This window comes from Escherichia sp. Marseille-Q3837 (assembly GCF_916618735.1).
Classification (GTDB): Bacteria; Pseudomonadota; Gammaproteobacteria; order Enterobacterales; family Enterobacteriaceae; genus Escherichia; species Escherichia ruysiae.
Genome location: NZ_CAKAKC010000001.1, coordinates 303,482 through 326,755, shown reverse-complemented (window position 1 = coordinate 326,755; position 23,274 = coordinate 303,482). Strand labels below are relative to the sequence as shown.

Below are 23,274 nucleotides of genomic sequence, written 5' to 3'. Positions count from 1 at the left end.
CGGGTAATATTCTGTAAATATGTTGGGTTCAAGGTTAAATTGAGCACCATGCTTAGAAAATCAACGCAAGACGAAGGGTGAATTATGGGGCAGTCTGTGGCGAATTTAGTCGATATGCGCGATGTCAGTTTTACGCGTGGCAATCGCTGCATCTTCGATAATATTTCCCTGACCGTGCCGCGAGGGAAGATCACGGCAATCATGGGGCCATCGGGCATCGGTAAAACGACGCTACTCCGTCTGATTGGCGGGCAAATCGCACCAGATCACGGTGAGATCCTTTTTGATGGCGAGAATATTCCGGCGATGTCTCGTTCGCGCCTGTACACTGTGCGCAAACGGATGAGCATGTTGTTTCAGTCCGGGGCGTTGTTCACAGATATGAACGTATTTGACAACGTTGCCTATCCACTGCGCGAACATACCCAGCTCCCCGCGCCATTGTTGCATAGCACGGTGATGATGAAGCTGGAAGCCGTGGGGCTGCGTGGAGCGGCTAAACTGATGCCTTCTGAACTTTCCGGCGGGATGGCTCGTCGCGCTGCGCTGGCGCGTGCGATTGCCCTGGAGCCGGATCTCATCATGTTTGATGAACCGTTTGTTGGGCAGGATCCGATCACTATGGGCGTACTGGTGAAGCTGATTTCTGAACTGAACAGCGCGCTGGGCGTGACCTGCGTGGTAGTTTCTCACGATGTGCCGGAAGTCTTAAGTATTGCGGATCACGCCTGGATTCTGGCGGATAAAAAAATTGTCGCTCACGGTAGCGCCCAGGCGTTGCAGGCGAATCCTGATCCGCGCGTACGTCAGTTTCTGGACGGGATAGCTGACGGACCTGTTCCGTTCCGCTATCCTGCCGGCGATTATCACGCTGATCTTTTACCAGGGAGTTAAGCCACTCATGCTGTTAAATGCGCTGGCCTCGCTTGGACATAAAGGGATTAAAACCCTGAGAACGTTCGGACGGGCCGGGTTAATGTTATTCAATGCGCTGGTCGGCAAACCGGAATTTCGTAAACATGCGCCGCTGCTGGTGCGTCAGCTCTATAATGTCGGCGTCCTGTCAATGCTGATTATTGTGGTTTCTGGCGTATTCATCGGAATGGTGCTGGGTCTGCAAGGTTATCTGGTGCTGACCACTTATAGTGCGGAAACCAGTCTGGGTATGCTGGTGGCGTTATCGCTACTGCGTGAACTGGGGCCGGTGGTTGCTGCGTTGCTGTTTGCTGGTCGAGCCGGTTCGGCGTTAACCGCAGAAATCGGCTTGATGCGCGCCACAGAGCAGCTCTCCAGCATGGAGATGATGGCGGTCGATCCGCTGCGTCGGGTTATTTCTCCGCGTTTCTGGGCTGGGGTTATTTCATTGCCGTTGCTGACGATTATTTTCGTCGCCGTGGGGATCTGGGGCGGATCGCTGGTCGGCGTTAGCTGGAAAGGTATTGATAGCGGATTCTTCTGGTCGGCAATGCAAAATGCTGTCGACTGGCGTATGGATCTGGTCAACTGTCTGATTAAGAGCGTGGTGTTCGCTATTACGGTGACGTGGATTTCGTTGTTTAACGGCTACGACGCCATCCCGACTTCTGCCGGGATTAGCCGGGCAACCACTCGCACCGTTGTCCACTCGTCTCTGGCTGTTCTGGGGCTGGATTTTGTGCTGACCGCATTGATGTTTGGGAATTGAGTTCATGCAAACGAAAAAAAATGAAATTTGGGTGGGTATCTTTTTATTAGCAGCACTGCTGGCGGCGCTGTTTGTCTGCCTGAAGGCGGCAAACGTGACGTCCATACGTACTGAACCGACCTACACGCTTTATGCGACGTTCGATAACATTGGCGGCCTGAAAGCGCGCTCTCCGGTCAGCATTGGCGGCGTTGTCGTCGGTCGGGTGGCAGATATTACGCTGGATCCGAAAACCTATCTGCCGCGCGTGACGCTGGAAATTGAACAACGTTATAACCACATTCCTGACACCAGTTCGCTGAGCATTCGTACTTCCGGCCTGCTTGGAGAGCAATATCTGGCGTTAAACGTCGGTTTTGAAGACCCCGAACTGGGTACTGCTATCCTGAAGGATGGCGATTCGATTCAGGACACCAAGTCTGCGATGGTGCTGGAAGATCTCATTGGTCAGTTCCTTTACGGCAGTAAAGGCGATGACAATAAGAATAGTGGCGATGCGCCAGCTGCTGCGCCAGGTAATAATGAAACCACTGAACCTGTGGGTACAACGAAATAATTTCAGGAGAACCGACGCATGTTTAAACGTTTAATGATGGTCGCTTTGCTGGTGATTGCACCGCTGAGTGCGGCAACTGCGGCAGACCAAACCAATCCGTATAAGCTGATGGACGAGGCGGCGCAGAAAACGTTCGATCGCCTGAAGAATGAGCAACCGCAAATCCGGGCCAACCCGGATTACCTGCGTACTATCGTCGATCAGGAACTGCTGCCGTATGTGCAGGTGAAATACGCTGGTGCACTGGTACTGGGTCAGTATTACAAGGGCGCGACCCCAGCCCAACGTGATGCATACTTTGCCGCTTTCCGTGAGTACCTGAAGCAGGCTTATGGTCAGGCGCTGGCGATGTATCACGGGCAGACTTACCAGATTGCGCCAGAACAGCCGCTGGGTGACAAAACCATTGTGCCTATTCGCGTTACTATTATTGATCCGAATGGTCGCCCGCCGGTGCGTCTGGACTTCCAGTGGCGTAAAAACTCCCAGACTGGCAACTGGCAGGCTTACGACATGATTGCCGAAGGCGTCAGCATGATCACCACTAAACAAAACGAGTGGGGAACGCTGCTGCGTACCAAAGGTATTGACGGCCTGACCGCGCAACTGAAATCAATTTCTCAACAGAAAATCACTCTGGAAGAGAAAAAATAATGAGCGAGTCACTGAGCTGGGTGCAGACGGGCAACACTCTGGTATTAACCGGAGAGTTGGATCAAGACGTACTGCTACCGCTTTGGGAAGTGCGTGAAGAAGCGGTGAAGGGAATTACCTGCATCGATCTTAGCCGCGTGTCCCGCGTCGATACCGGTGGACTGGCGCTGCTGCTCCACCTTATCGATCTGGCGAAAAAGCAGGGCAACAGCGTGACGCTTCAGGGGGTAAACGATAAGGTGTATACCCTGGCAAAGTTGTATAATTTGCCGTCTGATGTCCTGCCTCGTTAAATTTTTTCAGGCTGGATAAGGCGTTAACCGCCTGTCCGGCAAATCCGCCTGCAAGTCGAGCCTTGTTTGATTTATCAGCAAGGCTTTTTGCTTATTTATGCCAGCGCAACTTTGCTCTAAGATGTTTTGCTGGTTTATTAACTGATGAATGAAGATCCCATGGAAAATAATGAAATTCAGAGCGTGCTGATGAACGCTCTCTCCCTCCAGGAAGTCCACGTTTCCGGCGATGGCAGCCACTTTCAGGTTATTGCCGTGGGTGAGATGTTTGACGGCATGAGCCGGGTTAAAAAACAGCAGACGGTTTATGGTCCGCTGATGGAATATATTGCGGATAACCGCATTCATGCTGTGTCGATCAAAGCGTATACCCCTACGGAGTGGGCGCGAGATCGCAAACTGAACGGCTTTTGAGCTATGGGCGATTTGCCGGTAGCGGATATGAATTGTTAACTGAGAACAAACTAAATGGATAAATTTCGTGTTCAGGGGCCAACGAAGCTCCAGGGCGAAGTCACAATTTCCGGCGCTAAAAATGCTGCTCTGCCTATCCTTTTTGCCGCACTACTGGCGGAAGAACCGGTAGAGATCCAGAACGTACCGAAACTGAAAGACGTTGATACGTCAATGAAGCTGCTAAGCCAGCTGGGTGCGAAAGTAGAACGTAATGGTTCTGTGCATATTGACGCCCGCGACGTTAATGTATTCTGCGCACCTTATGATTTGGTCAAAACCATGCGAGCCTCTATCTGGGCGCTGGGGCCGCTGGTGGCACGTTTCGGTCAGGGACAAGTTTCTCTACCTGGTGGTTGTACGATTGGTGCGCGTCCGGTTGATTTGCATATTTCCGGGCTTGAGCAATTAGGCGCGACGATCAAACTGGAAGAAGGTTACGTAAAAGCTTCCGTTGATGGGCGTCTGAAAGGCGCGCATATCGTGATGGATAAAGTCAGCGTCGGCGCAACCGTGACCATCATGTGTGCTGCAACCCTGGCGGAAGGCACCACGATTATTGAAAACGCCGCGCGTGAACCGGAAATCGTCGATACTGCGAACTTCCTGATTACGCTGGGCGCGAAAATTAGCGGTCAGGGCACCGATCGTATCGTCATCGAAGGTGTGGAACGTTTAGGCGGCGGTGTCTATCGCGTGCTGCCGGATCGCATCGAAACCGGCACGTTCCTGGTGGCAGCGGCAATCTCTCGCGGCAAAATTATCTGCCGTAACGCCCAGCCAGATACTCTGGACGCCGTGCTGGCGAAACTGCGTGACGCTGGAGCGGACATTGAAGTAGGTGAGGACTGGATTAGCCTGGATATGCATGGCAAACGTCCGAAGGCCGTTAATGTCCGCACTGCGCCGCATCCGGCGTTCCCGACCGATATGCAGGCTCAGTTCACGCTGCTGAACTTGGTGGCAGAAGGCACCGGATTCATCACCGAAACGGTCTTTGAAAACCGCTTTATGCACGTGCCAGAACTGAGCCGTATGGGCGCGCAAGCCGAGATTGAAAGCAATACCGTTATTTGTCACGGTGTCGAAAAACTTTCCGGCGCACAGGTCATGGCGACCGATCTGCGTGCATCAGCAAGTCTGGTGCTGGCTGGCTGTATTGCGGAAGGGACTACGGTTGTTGATCGTATTTATCACATCGATCGCGGCTACGAACGCATTGAAGACAAATTGCGTGCATTAGGTGCGAATATCGAGCGTGTGAAAGGCGAGTAATCGTCTGAAAGCTGGCAGCCCCGTTCGCGGGGCTACCGCCAGACCACTCATTTTTTCGGTTTAGTGTAGCTGCGCATCAACTGCGTTCTGTCGATAAACTCATGGGTCTGCGGATCATGGTAGCGTGATGGCCATATAACCCAGGGGTCAGTACCCAGGGCTTTCGCAATAATCATCTCTCCCTTTGGCCACGGACGCGATAATGCATTTGCCAGCGTCGAGGAACTCAAACCATTTCTGCGAGATTCCGCCGCCATTGACGTTCCCTTCTTGCGCAAACCCGCAATGATGTCAGCGGGATGCCAGTCAATGAAATTACTCTCCATCTTGCCTCACTCCTTAAGTTAGTCGCTTTCATTCAGAACATGTGTTCTATCGAGCATCACTATACTCCTGATGGCGCATTGCTCTAAAAAGTTCATGTAAATAGTGTGAAGATTCAGAATATATAAAGACAAAAAGCTGATTATTCAGATGGTATTGCACTGAATAAGTGTTTTTATGGAACTTACTGGAGTTATCCCGCGCAATACGCGGGATAAAGGGAAGGAATTAACGATCGCGTTGAACCGCGATATGTGCAAGGCCGATTAACGCCTCTCGCCACGGGGTATCCGGGAGTATCTGTAACGCTTCGATGGCTTTGTCTGCCTCTTCCTCGGCACGCTGACGCGTCCATTCAAGAGATCCACACGCGTTCATTGCTTCCAGAACCGGTTCCAGAAGATGACGCCCGTTGCCTTGCTCAATAGCAGTACGGATCATTTGCGCCTGCTCCGGTGTACCATTATGCATCGCATGTAGCAGCGGCAGCGTCGGTTTACCTTCGTTCAGATCGTCCCCGACGTTTTTACCTAACTGTTCACCATCGGCGCTGTAATCGAGCAAATCGTCGATGAGCTGAAAAGCGGTGCCGAGGTAACGTCCATAATCCTGCAGGCCTTTTTCCTCTTCCGGTGTACATCCTGCCAGAATCCCGGAACACTGCGCAGCAGCCTCAAACAGACGTGCAGTTTTGCTGTAGATAACGCGCATGTAGTTTTCTTCGGTGATATCCGGGTCGTTAACGTTCATCAGTTGCAGAACTTCACCTTCTGCAATGACGTTTACGGCTTCAGACATCACTTCCAGCACTTTGAGCGAGCCGAGGCTGGTCATCATCTGGAACGCGCGGGTGTAAATAAAATCGCCTACCAGCACGCTGGCGGCATTGCCAAACGCGGCGTTGGCGGTAGCTTTACCACGGCGCATATCTGATTCATCCACAACGTCATCGTGTAGCAGAGTCGCTGTGTGGATAAACTCGATCAGAGCGGCAATGGTGACATGCGCATTTCCCTCATAGCCAACAGCTCGTGCAGCCAGTACAGCAATCATCGGACGAATACGTTTACCGCCGCCGCTGACGATGTAATAGCCTAACTGATTGATCAGTTGGACGTCGGAATTAAGCTGCTCAAGGATTGCCGCATTAACACCCGCCATATCTTGCGCGGTTAACTCATTGATTTTTTCTAAATTCATCGCAAAAGCCGGGCTTTTCGCCCCGATTACCTTACTGTGAACAAAGGCAACTTAGGGTTTATGGTTAGGAATATAGGGTGATTGTACTGAAAAAATGGCACAGATAAACGTTACCGTACAAGTTGTGTTTTTTTTCTTCGTGTATTGACTGTAGCACTTGTCAAAGGCGTGCGTTTTGCGTAATATTCGCGCCCTATTGTGAATATTTATAGCGCACTCTGAATCATTGAAAAGGTGTGCGCGGAAGCGGAGTTTTATATGTACGCGGTTTTCCAAAGTGGTGGTAAACAACACCGAGTAAGCGAAGGTCAGACCGTTCGCCTGGAAAAGCTGGACATCGCAACTGGCGAAACTGTTGAGTTCGCTGAAGTGCTGATGATCGCAAACGGTGAAGAAGTCAAAATCGGCGTTCCTTTCGTTGATGGCGGCGTAATCAAAGCTGAAGTTGTTGCTCACGGTCGTGGCGAGAAAGTTAAAATCGTTAAGTTTCGTCGTCGTAAACACTATCGTAAGCAGCAGGGCCATCGTCAGTGGTTCACTGATGTGAAAATTACTGGCATCAGCGCCTAAGACCTGAGGAGAGATTTCAAATGGCACATAAAAAGGCTGGCGGCTCCACACGTAACGGTCGCGATTCAGAAGCTAAACGCCTGGGCGTTAAGCGTTTCGGTGGCGAATCCGTTCTGGCGGGTAGCATCATCGTTCGTCAACGTGGCACCAAATTCCACGCTGGCACTAACGTAGGTTGCGGTCGTGACCACACTCTGTTTGCTAAAGCAGACGGTAAAGTGAAATTCGAAGTTAAAGGCCCGAAAAACCGTAAATTTATCAGCATCGAAGCTGAATAAGTTTTTCGCGTCCCGGTAACGGATGAAAGCCCCGCAACACGTTGCGGGGCTTTTTACATTCGATAGCCGGTAAAAATGCGCATCGTGCGGCGTTAATCCGCAAATGCGTTTTGCAGGGAATACGGTATGAAGCAGCAGGCAGGCATTGGCATTCTTTTGGCGCTCACCACAGCAATTTGCTGGGGGGCGTTGCCAATCGCAATGAAGCAGGTGCTGGAGGTGATGGAACCTCCGACAATTGTGTTTTACCGTTTCTTGATGGCGAGTATTGGCCTTGGTGCCATTCTTGCGGTGAAGAAGAAGCTGCCGCCATTACGCGTGTTTCGTAAGCCACGCTGGTTGATATTACTGGCGGTGGCGACTGCCGGGCTGTTTGGGAACTTCATCCTGTTCAGCTCATCCTTGCAATACCTGAGTCCGACCGCCTCGCAGGTGATTGGGCAACTCTCGCCGGTTGGCATGATGGTTGCCAGCGTATTTATCCTGAAAGAGAAAATGCGCAGCACCCAGGTTGTGGGAGCATTGATGCTCCTGAGCGGCCTGGTGATGTTCTTTAACACCAGTCTGGTCGAGATATTTACAAAGCTCACCGATTACACCTGGGGAGTTATCTTTGGGGTCGGTGCGGCGACGGTTTGGGTGAGTTATGGCGTGGCGCAAAAGGTTTTATTGCGTCGGCTGGCCTCACCGCAGATCCTATTTTTACTGTACACTTTATGTACAATTGCGCTCTTCCCTCTGGCAAAGCCTGGGGTGATAGCGCAGCTTAGCCACTGGCAGCTCGCATGTTTAATTTTTTGCGGACTGAATACATTGGTAGGATATGGCGCCCTGGCGGAAGCGATGGCTCGCTGGCAGGCAGCGCAGGTGAGCGCGATAATCACGCTCACCCCACTGTTTACGCTGTTTTTTTCAGATCTTTTATCACTGGCCTGGCCCGATTTCTTCGCCAGACCGATGTTAAACCTTTTAGGTTATCTCGGTGCGTTTGTCGTGGTTGCGGGCGCGATGTATTCCGCCATTGGTCATCGTATTTGGGGCGGATTACGTAAGCATACAACGGTGGTATCGCAACCCCGCGCAGGCGAATGATTTACGGAGAATAAAATGAAGTTTGTTGATGAAGCATCGATTCTGGTCGTTGCAGGTGATGGCGGTAATGGTTGCGTGAGCTTCCGCCGCGAAAAATATATTCCGAAAGGCGGCCCGGATGGCGGCGACGGTGGTGACGGCGGTGACGTATGGATGGAAGCCGACGAGAACCTGAATACGCTTATCGATTATCGTTTTGAAAAATCTTTCCGCGCCGAGCGTGGTCAGAATGGCGCAAGCCGCGACTGCACCGGTAAGCGTGGTAAAGATGTGACGATTAAAGTACCAGTAGGTACGCGTGTTATCGATCAGGGCACCGGTGAAACCATGGGCGATATGACCAAACACGGTCAGCGTCTGCTGGTTGCTAAGGGCGGCTGGCACGGTCTGGGCAATACTCGTTTCAAATCGTCCGTTAACCGTACACCACGGCAGAAAACCAACGGCACGCCGGGCGATAAGCGCGAGTTGCTGCTGGAGCTGATGCTGCTGGCTGACGTCGGTATGCTGGGGATGCCAAATGCTGGTAAATCGACATTCATTCGCGCTGTTTCGGCGGCTAAACCGAAAGTAGCGGACTATCCGTTTACCACTCTGGTGCCAAGTCTGGGTGTGGTACGAATGGACAACGAAAAGAGCTTCGTTGTTGCCGATATTCCAGGGCTGATTGAAGGCGCTGCGGAAGGCGCAGGTCTGGGGATTCGCTTCCTGAAGCACCTGGAACGTTGCCGCGTCCTGTTGCACCTTATCGATATCGATCCGATTGACGGCACCGATCCGGTTGAAAACGCGCGTATTATTATCAGCGAGCTGGAAAAATACAGTCAGGATCTGGCGGCGAAACCGCGTTGGTTAGTCTTCAACAAGATCGATCTGCTGGATAAAGCGGAAGCCGAAGAGAAAGCGAAAGCGATCGCTGAGGCGCTGGGCTGGGAAGATAAATATTATCTGATCTCTGCGGCAAGCGGACTGGGCGTTAAAGATCTCTGCTGGGATGTGATGACCTTTATCATTGAAAACCCGGTCGTGCAGGCCGAAGAAGCGAAACAGCCAGAGAAAGTCGAATTCATGTGGGATGATTATCACCGTCAGCAGCTTGAAGAAATTGCTGAAGAGGATGATGAAGACTGGGATGACGACTGGGACGAAGACGACGAAGAAGGCGTTGAGTTCATTTACAAGCGTTAATTACTGATGACAAACGCCAAATAGCCTGATGCGCTACGCTTATCAGGCATAAACAAAGCGCACTTTGTCAATAATCTGAAACCCCGACCATGCGCCGGGGTTTCTTTTTGACTAATTGTTCTGATAAATATCTTTATACAAGCGGCTTTCAAAGCGCACTAACGGAATACGGCGATTACGCTGATCCGCCGGTTCTACTGCATAGCCAGAAAGATATTGCACAAACGCCATTCGTTGCCCGCTCGCTGTGGTAATGAATCCCGCCAGGTTATATACCCCCTGCAACGAACCGGTTTTCGCTGAGACTTTGCCATCCACGCCCGCCTGATGCAGACCCGCACGGTACTGTAACGAGCCGTCATAACCCGCCAGCGGCAGCATAGAGATAAAGTTAAGCTCATTGTCATGTTGGGCGATATATTGCAGCACCTGCATCATGGTGGCAGGCGCAATCAGGTTATGGCGTGAAAGTCCCGAGCCGTCGGCAATAATCGTGTTGCCAATATCGACACCGGCTTGCTGACGCAGAATTTGGCGCACGGCGTCCGATCCGGCCCGCCATGTTCCAGGCACATTGAAACGCGCATGGCCTATCATGCGGAAAACCGTATCGGCGATCATGTTGTCTGATTTTTTCAACATAATCTTAAGCAGATCATGCAAAGGAGCCGATTGTTTACTGGCCACCACCGTTCCCGGTTCGTTAACCTGCGTTTGTCGCAGCAGTGTTCCGCTCCAGGTGATACCCGCTTGTTTTAACTCATCTTTCAGAATCGCCCCGGCATAGCTGGCACCATCTTGCACCGCAAAGGCTAACGGTAGAGGTTCGGAACGTTGTGGCAGGCATCCGGTCAGCGTAAAGCGGTTCAGGTCGCCTGGCACGACATCCAGCTCGCAGTATTGCGCTTCGGCAGAACCACGGGGTAGGGTGCGTACCTGGCTGAACATCGTAACGGGGTAATAAGATGCCACGCGTATAAAAGCCATATCACCGGGTTTTTGGGCGCTGTAGAGCGAGACGGAGAAGCAATTGCGGTCAACAATGGCAGCGGCGGGTGGTGCGCTAAAGCATTGTGTCATGTCATTCCATGGCCAGCCGGGAGCTTTATCATGGCTGGCAAAAATGGAGGTATCTATGAGTACATTGCCATCGATTTGTGTGACACCAGATTTTTTCAGAGTCGCGACCATATTGCGAATATCCTGACGTTTTAACGTCGGATCGGCACCAAATCGCGCCACTAAATCGCCTTTAAGCACTCCGTTTTCCACATTACCTTTGGTTTCAAGCGTAGTGGTAAAACGAAAATCGGGGCCGAGTTGAATCAACGCAGCCAGCGCAGTGATTACTTTTTGCGTACTGGCGGGCAGCGCCATCTGCTGACTGTGGTAATCAATCGTGGGGGCAGACGCGCCGACTCTTTGCACCATCAGGGCAAGGTTGGCACCAGCGGGTAGTTGAGTAATGTACTCATCAACATTCGCAGCCTGAACACTGAACGCTATACAGCTGGTCAATCCGATGATAAATCTGGAAAATCGCATAATCTCGCGCTAACAACCTGGAATCGAGCCGTCATACTACGGCGCAACGCCCTATAAAGTAAACGATGACCCTTCGGGAACTTCAGGGTAAAATGATCATCAAAATGTGAATTGTAGCTGACCTGGAACCTGTTTCCGGGTCGGTATTTTTTTGCTTCTGGCCTGGTGAGGAGTTATGCCGGGCTGACCGAACAGCCGGGGTGGGTGGAGACTCGCCCCATCAGGAATATTCAAGAGGTATAACAAATGCAAGCTATTCCGATGACCTTACGCGGCGCTGAAAAATTACGCGAAGAGCTGGATTTTCTGAAATCTGTGCGCCGTCCTGAAATCATTGCTGCTATCGCGGAAGCGCGTGAACATGGCGACCTGAAAGAGAATGCTGAATATCACGCTGCGCGTGAACAGCAGGGCTTCTGCGAAGGCCGTATCAAAGACATCGAAGCCAAGCTGTCGAACGCGCAGGTGATTGATGTCACCAAAATGCCAAACAATGGCCGCGTTATTTTTGGTGCTACCGTAACGGTGTTGAATCTGGATTCTGATGAAGAACAGACTTATCGCATCGTAGGCGATGACGAAGCTGACTTTAAACAAAACCTGATTTCTGTAAACTCACCTATCGCTCGTGGCCTGATCGGCAAAGAAGAAGATGATGTTGTGGTCATCAAAACGCCAGGCGGCGAAGTAGAATTTGAAGTAATTAAGGTAGAATACCTGTAAGAATTACCCAATACTCAAAATGTTGATGTATTGTAAAGAAAGGAAAAAGGCCGCTATGCGGCCTTTTATCAACGAACAGAGCGTGGCATTTTGCTCTCCTGCCTGCGGAAAATCCCTCGTTTTACACAGAAAATGTGTGTAACTTTAGGATAATCTTAGCGTGGCAGCGAGATTTTACGTTCTTTAGTTGGGCGATAAAGCACCAGCGTTTTACCGATGACCTGTACATTACAGGCGCCGGTTTCGCGCACGATAGCTTCCACGATCAAGGTTTTAGTTTCGCGATCTTCTGTGGCGATTTTCACCTTGATGAGTTCATGGTGCTCTAACGCTTGTTCAATCTCGGCCAGCACCCCTTCGGTCAAACCATTACTGCCAAGCAGAACAACTGGCTTGAGCGGATGTGCCAGACCTTTCAGGTGTTGTTTTTGTTTAGTACTCAGATTCATCGTATTTTTTTGCTTACGTTGGGATTGAAAACGGGTCATTCTACCGCCATCTCCCATATATCACCAAATAGGCGCGTAAAAATTTACGCAATTGGTTACGATGAGTTATCCCAATGGGAAAGTTAAATGACAGGTAAGAAGCGTTCTGCCAGCTCCAGCCGCTGGCTTCAGGAACACTTTAGCGATAAATATGTTCAACAGGCACAGAAAAAGGGGTTACGTTCCCGTGCCTGGTTTAAACTTGATGAAATACAGCAAAGTGACAAACTCTTTAAACCGGGAATGACGGTTGTCGACCTTGGTGCTGCCCCGGGTGGTTGGTCACAATATGTGGTCACCCAAATTGGCGGCAAAGGCCGCATCATCGCTTGCGATCTTTTACCTATGGATCCTATCGTTGGTGTGGACTTTCTTCAGGGCGATTTTCGTGATGAACTGGTGATGAAAGCACTGCTGGAACGCGTAGGCGACAGCAAAGTCCAGGTTGTCATGTCCGATATGGCACCAAACATGAGCGGAACACCGGCGGTGGATATCCCCCGTGCCATGTATCTGGTGGAACTGGCGCTAGAAATGTGTCGTGATGTGTTAGCGCCGGGTGGCAGTTTTGTAGTGAAGGTGTTCCAGGGCGAAGGTTTCGATGAGTATCTAAGGGAAATTCGCTCCCTGTTTACGAAGGTCAAAGTTCGTAAGCCGGACTCTTCTCGTGCACGTTCGCGGGAAGTGTATATTGTAGCGACCGGGCGTAAACCCTAACCGGGAGATTTCAGACGAAAGTTTGAAAGATGCTGGATATAGAGTATCCTGACGCTGTTTTTAACACAGTTGTAATAAGAGGTTAATCCCTTGAGTGACATGGCGAAAAACCTAATACTCTGGCTGGTCATTGCCGTTGTGCTGATGTCAGTATTCCAGAGCTTTGGGCCCAGCGAGTCTAATGGCCGTAAGGTGGATTACTCTACCTTCCTACAAGAGGTCAATAACGACCAGGTTCGTGAAGCGCGTATCAACGGACGTGAAATCAACGTTACCAAGAAAGATAGTAACCGTTATACCACTTACATTCCGGTTCAGGATCCGAAACTACTGGATAACCTGCTGACCAAGAACGTCAAGGTTGTCGGTGAACCGCCTGAAGAGCCAAGCCTGCTGGCTTCTATCTTCATCTCATGGTTCCCGATGCTGTTACTGATTGGTGTCTGGATCTTCTTCATGCGTCAAATGCAGGGCGGCGGCGGTAAAGGCGCGATGTCGTTCGGTAAGAGCAAAGCGCGCATGTTGACGGAAGATCAGATCAAAACGACCTTTGCTGATGTTGCTGGTTGCGACGAAGCAAAAGAAGAAGTTGCCGAACTGGTTGAGTATCTGCGTGAGCCGAGCCGCTTCCAGAAACTGGGCGGTAAGATCCCGAAAGGCGTCCTGATGGTCGGTCCTCCGGGTACGGGTAAAACGCTGCTGGCGAAAGCCATTGCAGGTGAAGCGAAAGTTCCGTTCTTTACCATCTCCGGTTCTGACTTCGTAGAAATGTTCGTCGGTGTGGGTGCGTCTCGTGTGCGTGACATGTTCGAACAGGCTAAGAAAGCGGCACCGTGCATCATCTTCATCGATGAAATCGACGCCGTAGGTCGCCAGCGTGGCGCTGGTCTGGGTGGTGGTCATGATGAGCGTGAACAGACCCTGAACCAGATGCTGGTTGAGATGGATGGCTTCGAAGGTAACGAAGGTATCATCGTTATCGCGGCGACTAACCGTCCGGACGTTCTCGACCCGGCACTGCTGCGTCCTGGTCGTTTCGACCGTCAGGTTGTGGTTGGTCTGCCAGATGTCCGTGGGCGTGAGCAGATCCTGAAAGTGCATATGCGTCGCGTACCGTTGGCGCCAGATGTTGATGCGGCAATTATTGCTCGAGGCACACCAGGCTTCTCCGGTGCAGACCTGGCGAACCTGGTGAACGAAGCGGCACTGTTTGCGGCACGTGGCAACAAACGCGTTGTATCAATGGTTGAATTCGAAAAAGCGAAAGACAAAATCATGATGGGTGCGGAACGTCGCTCCATGGTGATGACGGAAGCGCAGAAAGAATCGACTGCTTACCACGAAGCTGGCCACGCGATTATTGGTCGTCTGGTGCCGGAACACGATCCGGTGCACAAAGTAACGATTATCCCGCGCGGTCGCGCGTTGGGTGTGACCTTCTTCCTGCCTGAAGGCGACGCAATCAGCGCCAGCCGACAGAAACTGGAAAGTCAGATTAGTACCCTGTACGGCGGTCGTCTGGCAGAAGAGATCATCTACGGACCAGAACATGTTTCTACCGGTGCGTCGAACGATATTAAAGTTGCGACTAACCTGGCGCGTAACATGGTGACCCAGTGGGGCTTCTCTGAAAAACTCGGTCCGCTGCTGTATGCGGAAGAAGAAGGTGAAGTTTTCCTCGGTCGTAGCGTGGCGAAAGCAAAACATATGTCCGATGAAACCGCGCGTATCATCGACCAGGAAGTGAAGTCACTGATTGAACGTAACTATAATCGTGCGCGTCAGTTGTTGAACGACAACCTGGATATTCTTCATGCGATGAAAGATGCACTCATGAAATATGAGACCATCGACGCACCGCAGATTGATGACTTGATGGCTCGTCGCGATGTACGCCCGCCTGCAGGTTGGGATGAGTCGGGAGCATCTAACAATTCTGACAATAATGGCACTCCAAAGGCGCCGCGTCCGGTTGATGAACCACGTACGCCAAATCCGGGTAACACCATGTCAGAGCAGTTAGGCGACAAGTAAGTTCCCGCATCAGATGACTGTATTTGTACCGAAAACCCCGGGGCGTGCTCCGGGGTTTTTTCTTATCAATTTATACCAGGGATAACACCATGAAACTCTTTGCCCAGGGCACTTCACTGGATCTTAGCCATCCTCACGTGATGGGGATACTCAACGTCACGCCAGATTCTTTTTCTGATGGTGGTACGCATAACTCTCTGATTGATGCAGTGAAACATGCGAATCTGATGATCAACGCTGGCGCGACGATTATCGACGTTGGTGGAGAGTCTACGCGTCCAGGTGCAGCGGAAGTGAGTGTTGAAGAAGAGTTGCAACGTGTTATTCCGGTGGTTGAGGCAATTGCGCAACGATTCGAAGTCTGGATCTCTGTGGATACCTCCAAACCGGAAGTTATCCGTGAGTCGGCGAAAGTGGGCGCTCACATCATTAACGATATCCGCTCCCTTTCCGAACCTGGCGCTCTGGAAGCGGCTGCGGAAACTGGTTTACCCGTATGCCTGATGCATATGCAGGGAAATCCAAAGACCATGCAGGAAGCGCCGAAGTATGACGATGTTTATGCTGAAGTGAATCGCTACTTTATTGAGCAAATAGCACGCTGTGAACGGGCGGGTATCGCAAAAGAGAAATTGTTGCTCGACCCGGGATTCGGTTTCGGTAAAAATCTCCACCATAACTATTCATTATTGGCGCGTCTGGCTGAATTTCACCATTTCAACCTGCCGCTGTTGGTGGGTATGTCACGAAAATCGATGATTGGACAACTGCTGAACGTGGGGCCGTCCGAACGCCTGAGCGGTAGTCTGGCCTGTGCAGTTATTGCTGCGATGCAGGGCGCACACATCATTCGTGTTCATGACGTCAAAGAAACCGTAGAAGCGATGCGAGTGGTGGAAGCCACTCTGTCTGCAAAGGAAAACAAACGCTATGAGTAATCGTAAATATTTCGGGACCGATGGGATCCGTGGTCGTGTTGGGGATGCGCCGATCACCCCTGATTTTGTGCTGAAGCTGGGCTGGGCAGCAGGTAAAGTGCTGGCGCGTCATGGTTCCCGTAAGATCATTATTGGTAAAGACACGCGTATTTCTGGCTATATGCTGGAGTCGGCGCTGGAAGCGGGTTTGGCGGCAGCGGGACTTTCCGCACTTTTTACCGGCCCGATGCCAACACCGGCAGTGGCTTATCTGACGCGTACCTTCCGCGCAGAGGCCGGGATTGTGATTTCCGCATCGCATAACCCGTTCTACGATAATGGCATTAAATTCTTCTCTATCGACGGCACCAAACTGCCGGATGCGGTAGAAGAGGCCATCGAAGCTGAAATGGAAAAAGAGATTAGCTGCGTTGATTCGGCAGAACTGGGTAAAGCCAGCCGTATCGTTGATGCTGCGGGTCGCTATATCGAATTTTGCAAAGCCACGTTCCCGAACGAACTTAGCCTCAGTGAACTGAAGATTGTGGTGGATTGCGCAAATGGCGCGACTTATCACATCGCGCCAAACGTGCTGCGCGAGTTGGGAGCGAACGTTATCGCCATCGGTTGTGAGCCGAACGGCGTAAACATCAATGCCGAAGTGGGGGCAACTGATGTTCGTGCGCTACAGGCACGCGTATTGGCTGAAAAAGCAGATCTCGGCATTGCCTTTGACGGCGACGGCGACCGCGTGATTATGGTTGACCATGAAGGCAATAAAGTCGATGGCGATCAGATCATGTATATCATCGCGCGTGAAGGTCTTCGTCAGGGGCAGCTGCGTGGTGGCGCGGTGGGTACATTAATGAGCAACATGGGGCTGGAACTGGCGCTGAAACAGTTAGGCATTCCATTTGCACGTGCGAAAGTGGGCGACCGCTACGTACTGGAAAAAATGCAGGAAAAAGGCTGGCGTATCGGTGCAGAGAACTCCGGTCATGTGATCCTGCTGGATAAAACCACTACCGGTGACGGCATCGTTGCTGGTTTGCAGGTGCTGGCGGCGATGGCGCGTAACCATATGAGCCTGCACGACCTTTGCAGTGGCATGAAAATGTTCCCGCAGATTCTGGTTAACGTGCGTTATACCGCAGGCAGCGGCGATCCGCTGGAGCATGAGTCTGTTAAAGCCGTGACCGCCGAAGTTGAAGCGGCGCTGGGTAGCCGTGGGCGTGTGCTGTTGCGTAAATCCGGCACTGAGCCGTTAATTCGCGTGATGGTTGAAGGTGAAGACGAAGCGCAGGTCACCGAGTTTGCTCACCGTATCGCTGATGCGGTAAAAGCGGTTTAATGCGATAACTAACTGGCTAAAAAGGCGGCGATTGTCGCCTTTGTTTTTCTTATGCACATCTATTTTGCTGTTTTTTTCCGCAGTTGATACAATGCAATAAAATTGCCCTTGCGAAGGTCATTCGCTTTGGTTAGTATTCACACCCGCTTCAGTGGGAAAGATTAAATTCTCCCGCTTTATTGGTTGAAGCATTGGTACGCGGCAACTCCGCAAGGAACAGGTTGATTATGTACGAAGCTCTTTTAGTAGTTTTCCTTATTGTAGCAATTGGCCTTGTTGGTCTGATCATGCTGCAGCAAGGTAAAGGCGCTGATATGGGAGCCTCCTTCGGAGCAGGCGCTTCCGCTACGCTGTTTGGTTCAAGTGGTTCTGGCAACTTCATGACCCGTATGACGGCTGTGCTGGCAACGTTGTTCTTCATCATCAGTCTGGTGCTGGGTAACATCAACAGCAACAAAACCAATAAAGGTAGCGAATGGGAAAATCTGAGTGCTCCGGCGAAAACCGAACAAACTCAGCCAGCTGCTCCGGCTAAGCCGACCAGCGATATCCCGAACTAAGAATAGTATCTGTGCTGAGGTGGTGGAATTGGTAGACACGCTACCTTGAGGTGGTAGTGCCCTAACGGGCTTGTGGGTTCGAGTCCCATCCTCAGTACCAATATTCCAAAAGAAAGACGCTGAAAAGCGTCTTTTTTTGTATCTGTTGCCCGTCTGAATAGCGTTAAACAAAGTTTTCTGCATTATTATTTTCTACAAGCGCAATCGCCCTATGTTGCATAGGTTGTGATTACATAATCGTTGTAGATACCGTTTGAAGAGGCTGAAGATTACCAACAGAGTCCAGAGCATTGATGGATGCGCATAAATCAAATTTGTGAGTGCTCACTCTTCCTGCCAAAACCGCAAAATAACGTCAGCAAATTTGTCGGAAATAATCCCCCGACGGGCTGCCGAGCTAAAATGACTGCTTCGTAGCGCCGTTGTCCAGTTTTCTGGCGTTCGGTACGCTGAACCGTAATATCCCGTGATTAAATCGTCCGGATCTTCATCAGGCTCGTTCGTTAGCCCTCGTTCGTCTTGTTGCTGGAAGCCGACAAAAATAATATTGGTTAAGGCATTCTTTTTGTAATTGCCATAAAGAGTTTCGTACGCATGAGGATAATTTTCTTTCCAGTACCAGGTGGTATCGCCGCAGAACCACGGAGCAGCGGAAGTGTTAGTATTCAGAAGCTGAGAACTGTACTGCTTTAAATCCTTACGAAAGGCCTCAACCATATTATTAAAATATTGAGGGTGTAACGCGTAGTCACTCGTCATTAAGTCAAATTCGCCCTGCATCCAGCATACGCCGAGGAATTTATTCTGCGGATTCTTCGCCAGTGCAGCTCGCGTTCTGTTGACTAAATCCTGATACAGCGGAGTATCCGTTCCCCAACGACATGCATCATGGCTGGCTCCGTGCTGTTCTGAATATGTTCCTTCGCAGCCTGCGGTAAAAGCCGATCCGCCACGGCAACAAGGAACGATGAGAACGCCAGCATTATCAGGAATGAAGGGCAATAATTTCCGCGCAATATGCAGTGCCTGTCCAACTGTACCGTATTGTGTTTGATGATTCGTTGCCAGAGGATGGTGATAATCCCGCATATCCTGAACATCGTGTGGGCAGTGAGTTAGTGGAATAATGTCATTAAATTGACATGACGGGCCACCGGGATGCGTCTGTGTAAATCTTGCCAGTTGTTTTATTCTGGGGTGAGGCGCATCTTCACTGTCTGGTAACGGGAGTCCTTCGCCATATGCCATGGCATTAGATTGTCCGGCAACGGTAAGAACATAGTAATAATCGGGCGATATTATCGTGTTCATATATATGCGTAATTGAATGACAACGGGTGATGAGCCATTGAGCGCAGGGCTCCTTTGCTGGAGCCCTGAAAAGTTAGTTTTGCACAGTAACTTTATTATCTTTCACAGAGAGCAACACTGAATCCGCCACAGCTTTGCCGCCCGTAGTTTCACCGCCAATAATCAATAAATTATTATTCCAGGGCAATGATACTCCGTAGGCCCGACCTTGCGACAGTTCGCCAGATTTCTCCCATTTCCCGTTATGCCAAAGATGAATATCGGCGCTATACGATTTTTTCAGACCTGCATGCGCATAGTTTTTACCGTTCTGGTAATTTTCTCGTGAACCTTTGAATCCGGCTCCCCCGGCAAATATAAGAGAGTCATTGCTAATACCTGCAAAACCGCCAGCTACGCCATCTGGGGAGGAGACGGGAGAAAGTTTATTCCATTTTATGCCATTGCCGGTGAAATCAAGCTCAAATACAGCATCAGTTCGCAGTCCTGGTTTTGCTTCGCCATTAATAAGCCAGGTTTTATCACCTTTATTTACTACCGCTGCACCAGCCGTACCATACCAGGGGGATTCGCCAGTGTAACTCCATTGCTGTGTAGAGGGATCAAAAGACAACAGGAACTTATTGAAGAAATAATCTTCTGCTTTTTTGTCAAAATAGTGGGTGTTGATTTTATCTATAGCCGCTGAATCTTTTCCTGCCTCCTTGAGATCTTCAAAATAGCCATTAAAGATATTTTGGTTAACGCCGCCAGTAATATAGGCTTTGCCGTTGTGTACAAAGGTCACATGACCTGCCATGCCCATCGGTGCGTGCGACATTAATTTAACCCAGGTATTGGTTTTGGGATTATATTTGTGTACGTCGTTGAATACCTGAGTTAACCCCTCACTGTTTTTACCAACACCGCCAAATACATACAAATTACCATCAATAAAGGCAGAGGTTGCTTGATCTCTCGGGCCAGCGGGGAATTCCGCCAGAGCTATCCATTTTTTATCTTTGGCTTGCGTATCCAGCTTGTACCATGCCGTACCTGCGCTACCTAAACCAATGTAGACAGTGTCGTTATCAATTACACCAGTACCACTTTTAAATGGCACAGGAGTTTCTGGTAATACCGACGCGTTTGCGGCACATGAAGCCATCATGATAGCAAGTGCCGTTATTGTTTTATTCATTGTGACTGTCTCCTGTCTACTACAGTTTAAATGACACACCAATGCGATAACTGTTTTCCGATAAATTATCTCTACCGTTGTAAACACCCTGACGGTCAAGGTAGTCATATTCTATGTATGGCGTAATATCGGGCGTCATATGGTATTGTAGAACAAATGCATTTTCCGTCGCCCATTTCTTATGGTTTGCATAGCGATAATCGTTTTGTTTGCTGTACAGCGTCGTTTGCCATGCGAAGGTGAAATCACTATTAATATTGTAAGTGACATATCCATCCCAACGATGAACGTTATCACGAGACATATCACCAGATAAGTCTTGTTGTCGGTAAGCTTTCCAGTCGTAACGATAGCGAATGCCAAAATTGAGATCTTTTGTCGCATCCCATGACAGTTTTACGTAAGGTCCATAGCGTGTGCCATTGCTGCTAAAATGGGTTAACATTCCTGGGCGCACGGTCCATTGATCATCAAGTTTAATCGCGTAATTAACTTCAACCTGAACATCATTTAATGCGGCATTTTCCTTTTTATTATCATGAATGGTATTCCAGGTATTACTTTCCATACTTGCCCACCATCCATTTTTCCACCCCTCACTGACTTTGAGTCGAGTTTCATAGGCATGGCTTCCACTACGATATCCACCACGCACATCCAGTGTTGCAGCCTGAGAAATTAATGGTGACGAAAAGCAGAGTAATAATACGCCAGAAAGTATTTTAGCCTTTTTCATAAATTTCACTCATTTGTAGAATACAGAAAGTAATACGAAGTCCGAATAAACAAATAGCATTTATGTTATGTGCTCTTTTTTGCCAGGCTTATAGCGTCATTGGCCACGGATAATTATATTTTATTTTTTTTGTATAATGCCTCCTGTGAGAAATTGCTTTCCACATAATTTAAGATAAACAGAGATCTGGATTAAATACCTGAGTATTAAATCTATTCTGATGTTTATTTGATTTTAGTGTTCGTAAGCTATTTCACTTACTAAATCCATTTTTAGCCAGTGTCATAAAATGGATTGTTTGTTGATCTCATTTTCATACTCCTGTCAGACTGAAGTGCTCTTTCATCACCCGATAAGAGAGGACGCCAGGGATGTTTGTATTAGATTGCGATATGAGTCGTCTTATTTATCTCTTGTGTGTACCTTTATACCTGTTATACCAGATCAAAAATCACGCAATCCATACAACAAAACCAGATTTGCAATTCGCGTCACAAAATATGTCGATATTTTTCGAAGGTAAAGATGTTATGTAAGGCCAGATGGTCATTGTCGACTGCCTTCATGAAACTGAAGTTTTGTTATTAACTAATTGTTTACAATGTATTTTTAATGATTTTCGGCAGTGCCGGGTTTACAAGCTAACTCCTCAGGTATGGTGAAAATGAGTGTTTATCTGCTATCAGATTGACAATAATTCTCATCATAAAATATGTTTTAACGTTCTGAGACTAAGGGCAACCTGGTATGTAGTAGAGGAGTTTCTGATCCTGTCCAGGGCTGGCTCGTTGATGTTCAGCACACTTCAGGATGGGGGGGGATCGGTTATTTGCCGTATCGCCAGTAAATAGTAGTGAGTAAGAAAAGATTAAGTTGAAGTAACCACACCATATTTAACACGAATGTAGATGAAAAAAGGTGCATGCAGACTTCCCCCCATATCTTTGGACAATACACGGTCTGGAAAGGAATATAACAATCTCACTGCATGAATTTACAAACCAAATGGTAATAATGGCTAGGGAACTAAGCATTAGCATGATAATAGCCACTTAAAAATTAAGGAATCTCATGAAATAGCAATTTTGAGGAAAATGGAGTTGACTAATAATGTTATATGTGAGATGGCGCGTTGAACAAAAAATTAAATTTTGCTGAATTTTTTTTATGTTGATTTTACTTGTTACAGAACATATCACGTGATATATAGATAAGATTAGTTACATTGATGATGAGGGTTATTATTAGATTCGTCTCAGATTGAAAATATATAAAAGAACATAGCATGCAAGAGCATAGCGTTGTATGGCAAAGTTATTATAAGTAGCTATCGCCATTCTATTTAAGTTCATTCAAAAGAGCTGGTCCACTTGCGTTAGTCATTAAGCAAACATTCGCTTTTATAAACATAATCAGGATTACAATGTTGGATTATTGCTAACCCAGCACAGCTAGTGCGCGTCTGTAATAATAAGGGAAAACGATGAAGAATAAGGCTGATAACAAAAAAAGGAACTTCCTGACCCACAGTGAAATCGAGTCACTCCTTAAAGCAGCAAATACCGGGCCTCATGCTGCACGCAATTATTGTCTGACTTTGCTTTGTTTTATTCATGGCTTTCGGGCGAGTGAAATTTGCCGATTGAGAATTTCGGATATTGATCTGAAGGCAAAGTGCATATATATCCATCGATTAAAAAAAGGCTTTTCAACGACGCACCCGCTATTGAACAAAGAAGTTCAGGCTTTAAAAAACTGGTTGAGTACGCGTACTTCTTATCCACATGCTGAGAGTGAGTGGGTATTTTTATCACGCAAAGGGAATCCGCTTTCTCGTCAACAGTTTTACCATATTATCTCGACTTCAGGTGGTAATGCCGGGCTATCACTGGAGATTCATCCGCACATGTTACGCCATTCGTGTGGTTTTGCTTTGGCGAATATGGGAATAGATACACGACTTATCCAGGATTATCTTGGGCATCGTAATATTCGTCATACCGTCTGGTATACCGCCAGCAATGCAGGGCGTTTTTACGGCATCTGGGACAGACCCAGAGGTCGACAGCGTCACGCTGTTTTATAAAGATGGATGAGATACCAGGGATGGTGTTAAAACCTACATTATTCTTACGATATATCAAT

The 23,274-nt window shown here is 49.1% G+C and carries 25 protein-coding genes and 1 tRNA gene; 19 read left to right on the top strand and 7 right to left on the bottom strand.

What is annotated here, in order from left to right:
- The first annotated feature begins 84 nt into the window (after positions 1-84).
- The 7 genes from mlaF (at position 85) to murA (ending at position 4,915) form a co-directional block, all read left to right on the top strand.
- Positions 85-894: a phospholipid ABC transporter ATP-binding protein MlaF gene (mlaF, locus tag LG381_RS01500; protein ID WP_137467696.1), complete on the top strand. Its 810-nt coding sequence runs from the start codon at positions 85-87 to the stop codon at positions 892-894.
- Between the two features lie 7 nt (positions 895-901).
- Entirely contained in the window at positions 902-1,684 is a 783-nt protein-coding gene (mlaE, locus tag LG381_RS01495; RefSeq protein WP_000925792.1) for a lipid asymmetry maintenance ABC transporter permease subunit MlaE, read from the top strand.
- Between the two features lie 4 nt (positions 1,685-1,688).
- Positions 1,689-2,240, top strand: coding sequence for an outer membrane lipid asymmetry maintenance protein MlaD (mlaD, locus tag LG381_RS01490; protein ID WP_016159478.1), 552 nt, complete (start codon positions 1,689-1,691; stop codon positions 2,238-2,240).
- 18 nt (positions 2,241-2,258) lie between these two features.
- Positions 2,259-2,894, top strand: a complete 636-nt coding sequence (mlaC, locus tag LG381_RS01485) for a phospholipid-binding protein MlaC (RefSeq protein WP_000476479.1) — start codon at positions 2,259-2,261, stop codon at positions 2,892-2,894.
- The gene (gene mlaB / locus LG381_RS01480) at positions 2,894-3,187 is read left to right on the top strand and encodes a lipid asymmetry maintenance protein MlaB (protein WP_000004491.1); all 294 of its coding nucleotides are present in this window, start codon (positions 2,894-2,896) and stop codon (positions 3,185-3,187) included. The genes mlaC and mlaB overlap by 1 nt, the downstream gene beginning before the upstream one ends.
- A gap of 159 nt (positions 3,188-3,346) precedes the next feature.
- Positions 3,347-3,601 carry a BolA family iron metabolism protein IbaG gene (gene ibaG, locus LG381_RS01475; protein ID WP_010346509.1) on the top strand — a complete coding sequence of 85 codons (255 nt, stop codon included), beginning with the start codon at positions 3,347-3,349 and terminating at the stop codon, positions 3,599-3,601.
- 54 nt (positions 3,602-3,655) lie between these two features.
- A complete protein-coding gene (gene murA, locus LG381_RS01470; protein WP_000357262.1) occupies positions 3,656-4,915 on the top strand; it encodes a UDP-N-acetylglucosamine 1-carboxyvinyltransferase in 1,260 nt (419 codons plus the stop codon).
- 47 nt (positions 4,916-4,962) lie between these two features.
- On the opposite strand, the gene sfsB is transcribed toward murA, so the two are convergent.
- Entirely contained in the window at positions 4,963-5,241 is a 279-nt protein-coding gene (gene sfsB, locus LG381_RS01465; RefSeq protein WP_000445413.1) for a DNA-binding transcriptional regulator SfsB, read from the bottom strand.
- 226 nt (positions 5,242-5,467) lie between these two features.
- Positions 5,468-6,439 (bottom strand): octaprenyl diphosphate synthase, encoded by a 972-nt coding sequence (ispB, locus tag LG381_RS01460; protein WP_010346507.1) that lies wholly within the window; start codon positions 6,437-6,439, stop codon positions 5,468-5,470.
- Positions 6,440-6,697: 258 nt separating this feature from the next.
- Here ispB and rplU point away from each other — a divergent pair, with 258 nt between their 5' ends.
- The 4 genes from rplU (at position 6,698) to cgtA (ending at position 9,567) form a co-directional block, all read left to right on the top strand.
- Positions 6,698-7,009 (top strand): 50S ribosomal protein L21, encoded by a 312-nt coding sequence (gene rplU / locus LG381_RS01455; protein ID WP_000271401.1) that lies wholly within the window; start codon positions 6,698-6,700, stop codon positions 7,007-7,009.
- Between the two features lie 20 nt (positions 7,010-7,029).
- Positions 7,030-7,287: a 50S ribosomal protein L27 gene (gene rpmA, locus LG381_RS01450; RefSeq protein WP_000940596.1), complete on the top strand. Its 258-nt coding sequence runs from the start codon at positions 7,030-7,032 to the stop codon at positions 7,285-7,287.
- A gap of 126 nt (positions 7,288-7,413) precedes the next feature.
- Entirely contained in the window at positions 7,414-8,379 is a 966-nt protein-coding gene (locus tag LG381_RS01445) for a DMT family transporter (protein WP_000813014.1), read from the top strand.
- A 15-nt stretch (positions 8,380-8,394) separates the two neighbouring features.
- A complete protein-coding gene (gene cgtA, locus LG381_RS01440; RefSeq protein WP_000673561.1) occupies positions 8,395-9,567 on the top strand; it encodes an Obg family GTPase CgtA in 1,173 nt (390 codons plus the stop codon).
- 111 nt (positions 9,568-9,678) lie between these two features.
- On the opposite strand, the gene dacB is transcribed toward cgtA, so the two are convergent.
- Positions 9,679-11,112: a serine-type D-Ala-D-Ala carboxypeptidase gene (dacB, locus tag LG381_RS01435; RefSeq protein ID WP_001212645.1), complete on the bottom strand. Its 1,434-nt coding sequence runs from the start codon at positions 11,110-11,112 to the stop codon at positions 9,679-9,681.
- A gap of 246 nt (positions 11,113-11,358) precedes the next feature.
- Between dacB and greA the strand changes: the two genes are divergently transcribed.
- Positions 11,359-11,835, top strand: a complete 477-nt coding sequence (greA, locus tag LG381_RS01430) for a transcription elongation factor GreA (RefSeq protein ID WP_001148001.1) — start codon at positions 11,359-11,361, stop codon at positions 11,833-11,835.
- Between the two features lie 155 nt (positions 11,836-11,990).
- Here greA and yhbY read toward each other — a convergent pair whose 3' ends face one another.
- The gene (yhbY, locus tag LG381_RS01425) at positions 11,991-12,284 is read right to left on the bottom strand and encodes a ribosome assembly RNA-binding protein YhbY (protein WP_001054420.1); all 294 of its coding nucleotides are present in this window, start codon (positions 12,282-12,284) and stop codon (positions 11,991-11,993) included.
- A gap of 126 nt (positions 12,285-12,410) precedes the next feature.
- On the opposite strand from yhbY, the gene rlmE reads away from it, so the two are divergent.
- The 6 genes from rlmE (at position 12,411) to LG381_RS01395 (ending at position 18,002) form a co-directional block, all read left to right on the top strand.
- A complete protein-coding gene (gene rlmE, locus LG381_RS01420) occupies positions 12,411-13,040 on the top strand; it encodes a 23S rRNA (uridine(2552)-2'-O)-methyltransferase RlmE (protein WP_000145975.1) in 630 nt (209 codons plus the stop codon).
- A 99-nt stretch (positions 13,041-13,139) separates the two neighbouring features.
- A complete protein-coding gene (gene ftsH, locus LG381_RS01415) occupies positions 13,140-15,074 on the top strand; it encodes an ATP-dependent zinc metalloprotease FtsH (RefSeq protein ID WP_001107477.1) in 1,935 nt (644 codons plus the stop codon).
- 89 nt (positions 15,075-15,163) lie between these two features.
- On the top strand, positions 15,164-16,012 hold the full coding sequence (folP, locus tag LG381_RS01410) for a dihydropteroate synthase (RefSeq protein ID WP_000764735.1): 849 nt from the start codon (positions 15,164-15,166) through the stop codon (positions 16,010-16,012).
- On the top strand, positions 16,005-17,342 hold the full coding sequence (gene glmM / locus LG381_RS01405; protein WP_000071137.1) for a phosphoglucosamine mutase: 1,338 nt from the start codon (positions 16,005-16,007) through the stop codon (positions 17,340-17,342). The genes folP and glmM overlap by 8 nt, the downstream gene beginning before the upstream one ends.
- A gap of 227 nt (positions 17,343-17,569) precedes the next feature.
- Positions 17,570-17,902 (top strand): preprotein translocase subunit SecG, encoded by a 333-nt coding sequence (gene secG / locus LG381_RS01400; protein WP_001517162.1) that lies wholly within the window; start codon positions 17,570-17,572, stop codon positions 17,900-17,902.
- Positions 17,903-17,915: 13 nt separating this feature from the next.
- Positions 17,916-18,002 (top strand) — tRNA-Leu (locus LG381_RS01395).
- 224 nt (positions 18,003-18,226) lie between these two features.
- On the opposite strand, the gene LG381_RS01390 is transcribed toward LG381_RS01395, so the two are convergent.
- From LG381_RS01390 to nanC, 3 genes are all read right to left on the bottom strand, one after another.
- Positions 18,227-19,213 carry a sialate O-acetylesterase gene (locus LG381_RS01390; protein ID WP_225761943.1) on the bottom strand — a complete coding sequence of 329 codons (987 nt, stop codon included), beginning with the start codon at positions 19,211-19,213 and terminating at the stop codon, positions 18,227-18,229.
- 73 nt (positions 19,214-19,286) lie between these two features.
- Positions 19,287-20,393, bottom strand: coding sequence for an N-acetylneuraminate epimerase (locus LG381_RS01385; RefSeq protein WP_225761942.1), 1,107 nt, complete (start codon positions 20,391-20,393; stop codon positions 19,287-19,289).
- Between the two features lie 19 nt (positions 20,394-20,412).
- A complete protein-coding gene (gene nanC, locus LG381_RS01380; RefSeq protein ID WP_016159471.1) occupies positions 20,413-21,129 on the bottom strand; it encodes an N-acetylneuraminic acid outer membrane channel NanC in 717 nt (238 codons plus the stop codon).
- 1,483 nt (positions 21,130-22,612) lie between these two features.
- Here nanC and fimB point away from each other — a divergent pair.
- Positions 22,613-23,215, top strand: coding sequence for a type 1 fimbria switch DNA invertase FimB (gene fimB, locus LG381_RS01375; protein ID WP_000790591.1), 603 nt, complete (start codon positions 22,613-22,615; stop codon positions 23,213-23,215).
- Positions 23,216-23,274 lie beyond the last annotated feature (59 nt).

Coding starts and splice junctions, on each gene's coding strand:
- mlaF (WP_137467696.1), top strand. CDS start 85: ATGGGGCAGTCTGTGGCGAATTTAGTCGATATGCGCGATGTCAGTTTT.
- mlaE (WP_000925792.1), top strand. CDS start 902: ATGCTGTTAAATGCGCTGGCCTCGCTTGGACATAAAGGGATTAAAACC.
- mlaD (WP_016159478.1), top strand. CDS start 1,689: ATGCAAACGAAAAAAAATGAAATTTGGGTGGGTATCTTTTTATTAGCA.
- mlaC (WP_000476479.1), top strand. CDS start 2,259: ATGTTTAAACGTTTAATGATGGTCGCTTTGCTGGTGATTGCACCGCTG.
- mlaB (WP_000004491.1), top strand. CDS start 2,894: ATGAGCGAGTCACTGAGCTGGGTGCAGACGGGCAACACTCTGGTATTA.
- ibaG (WP_010346509.1), top strand. CDS start 3,347: ATGGAAAATAATGAAATTCAGAGCGTGCTGATGAACGCTCTCTCCCTC.
- murA (WP_000357262.1), top strand. CDS start 3,656: ATGGATAAATTTCGTGTTCAGGGGCCAACGAAGCTCCAGGGCGAAGTC.
- sfsB (WP_000445413.1), bottom strand. CDS start 5,241: ATGGAGAGTAATTTCATTGACTGGCATCCCGCTGACATCATTGCGGGT.
- ispB (WP_010346507.1), bottom strand. CDS start 6,439: ATGAATTTAGAAAAAATCAATGAGTTAACCGCGCAAGATATGGCGGGT.
- rplU (WP_000271401.1), top strand. CDS start 6,698: ATGTACGCGGTTTTCCAAAGTGGTGGTAAACAACACCGAGTAAGCGAA.
- rpmA (WP_000940596.1), top strand. CDS start 7,030: ATGGCACATAAAAAGGCTGGCGGCTCCACACGTAACGGTCGCGATTCA.
- LG381_RS01445 (WP_000813014.1), top strand. CDS start 7,414: ATGAAGCAGCAGGCAGGCATTGGCATTCTTTTGGCGCTCACCACAGCA.
- cgtA (WP_000673561.1), top strand. CDS start 8,395: ATGAAGTTTGTTGATGAAGCATCGATTCTGGTCGTTGCAGGTGATGGC.
- dacB (WP_001212645.1), bottom strand. CDS start 11,112: ATGCGATTTTCCAGATTTATCATCGGATTGACCAGCTGTATAGCGTTC.
- greA (WP_001148001.1), top strand. CDS start 11,359: ATGCAAGCTATTCCGATGACCTTACGCGGCGCTGAAAAATTACGCGAA.
- yhbY (WP_001054420.1), bottom strand. CDS start 12,284: ATGAATCTGAGTACTAAACAAAAACAACACCTGAAAGGTCTGGCACAT.
- rlmE (WP_000145975.1), top strand. CDS start 12,411: ATGACAGGTAAGAAGCGTTCTGCCAGCTCCAGCCGCTGGCTTCAGGAA.
- ftsH (WP_001107477.1), top strand. CDS start 13,140: ATGGCGAAAAACCTAATACTCTGGCTGGTCATTGCCGTTGTGCTGATG.
- folP (WP_000764735.1), top strand. CDS start 15,164: ATGAAACTCTTTGCCCAGGGCACTTCACTGGATCTTAGCCATCCTCAC.
- glmM (WP_000071137.1), top strand. CDS start 16,005: ATGAGTAATCGTAAATATTTCGGGACCGATGGGATCCGTGGTCGTGTT.
- secG (WP_001517162.1), top strand. CDS start 17,570: ATGTACGAAGCTCTTTTAGTAGTTTTCCTTATTGTAGCAATTGGCCTT.
- LG381_RS01390 (WP_225761943.1), bottom strand. CDS start 19,213: ATGAACACGATAATATCGCCCGATTATTACTATGTTCTTACCGTTGCC.
- LG381_RS01385 (WP_225761942.1), bottom strand. CDS start 20,393: ATGAATAAAACAATAACGGCACTTGCTATCATGATGGCTTCATGTGCC.
- nanC (WP_016159471.1), bottom strand. CDS start 21,129: ATGAAAAAGGCTAAAATACTTTCTGGCGTATTATTACTCTGCTTTTCG.
- fimB (WP_000790591.1), top strand. CDS start 22,613: ATGAAGAATAAGGCTGATAACAAAAAAAGGAACTTCCTGACCCACAGT.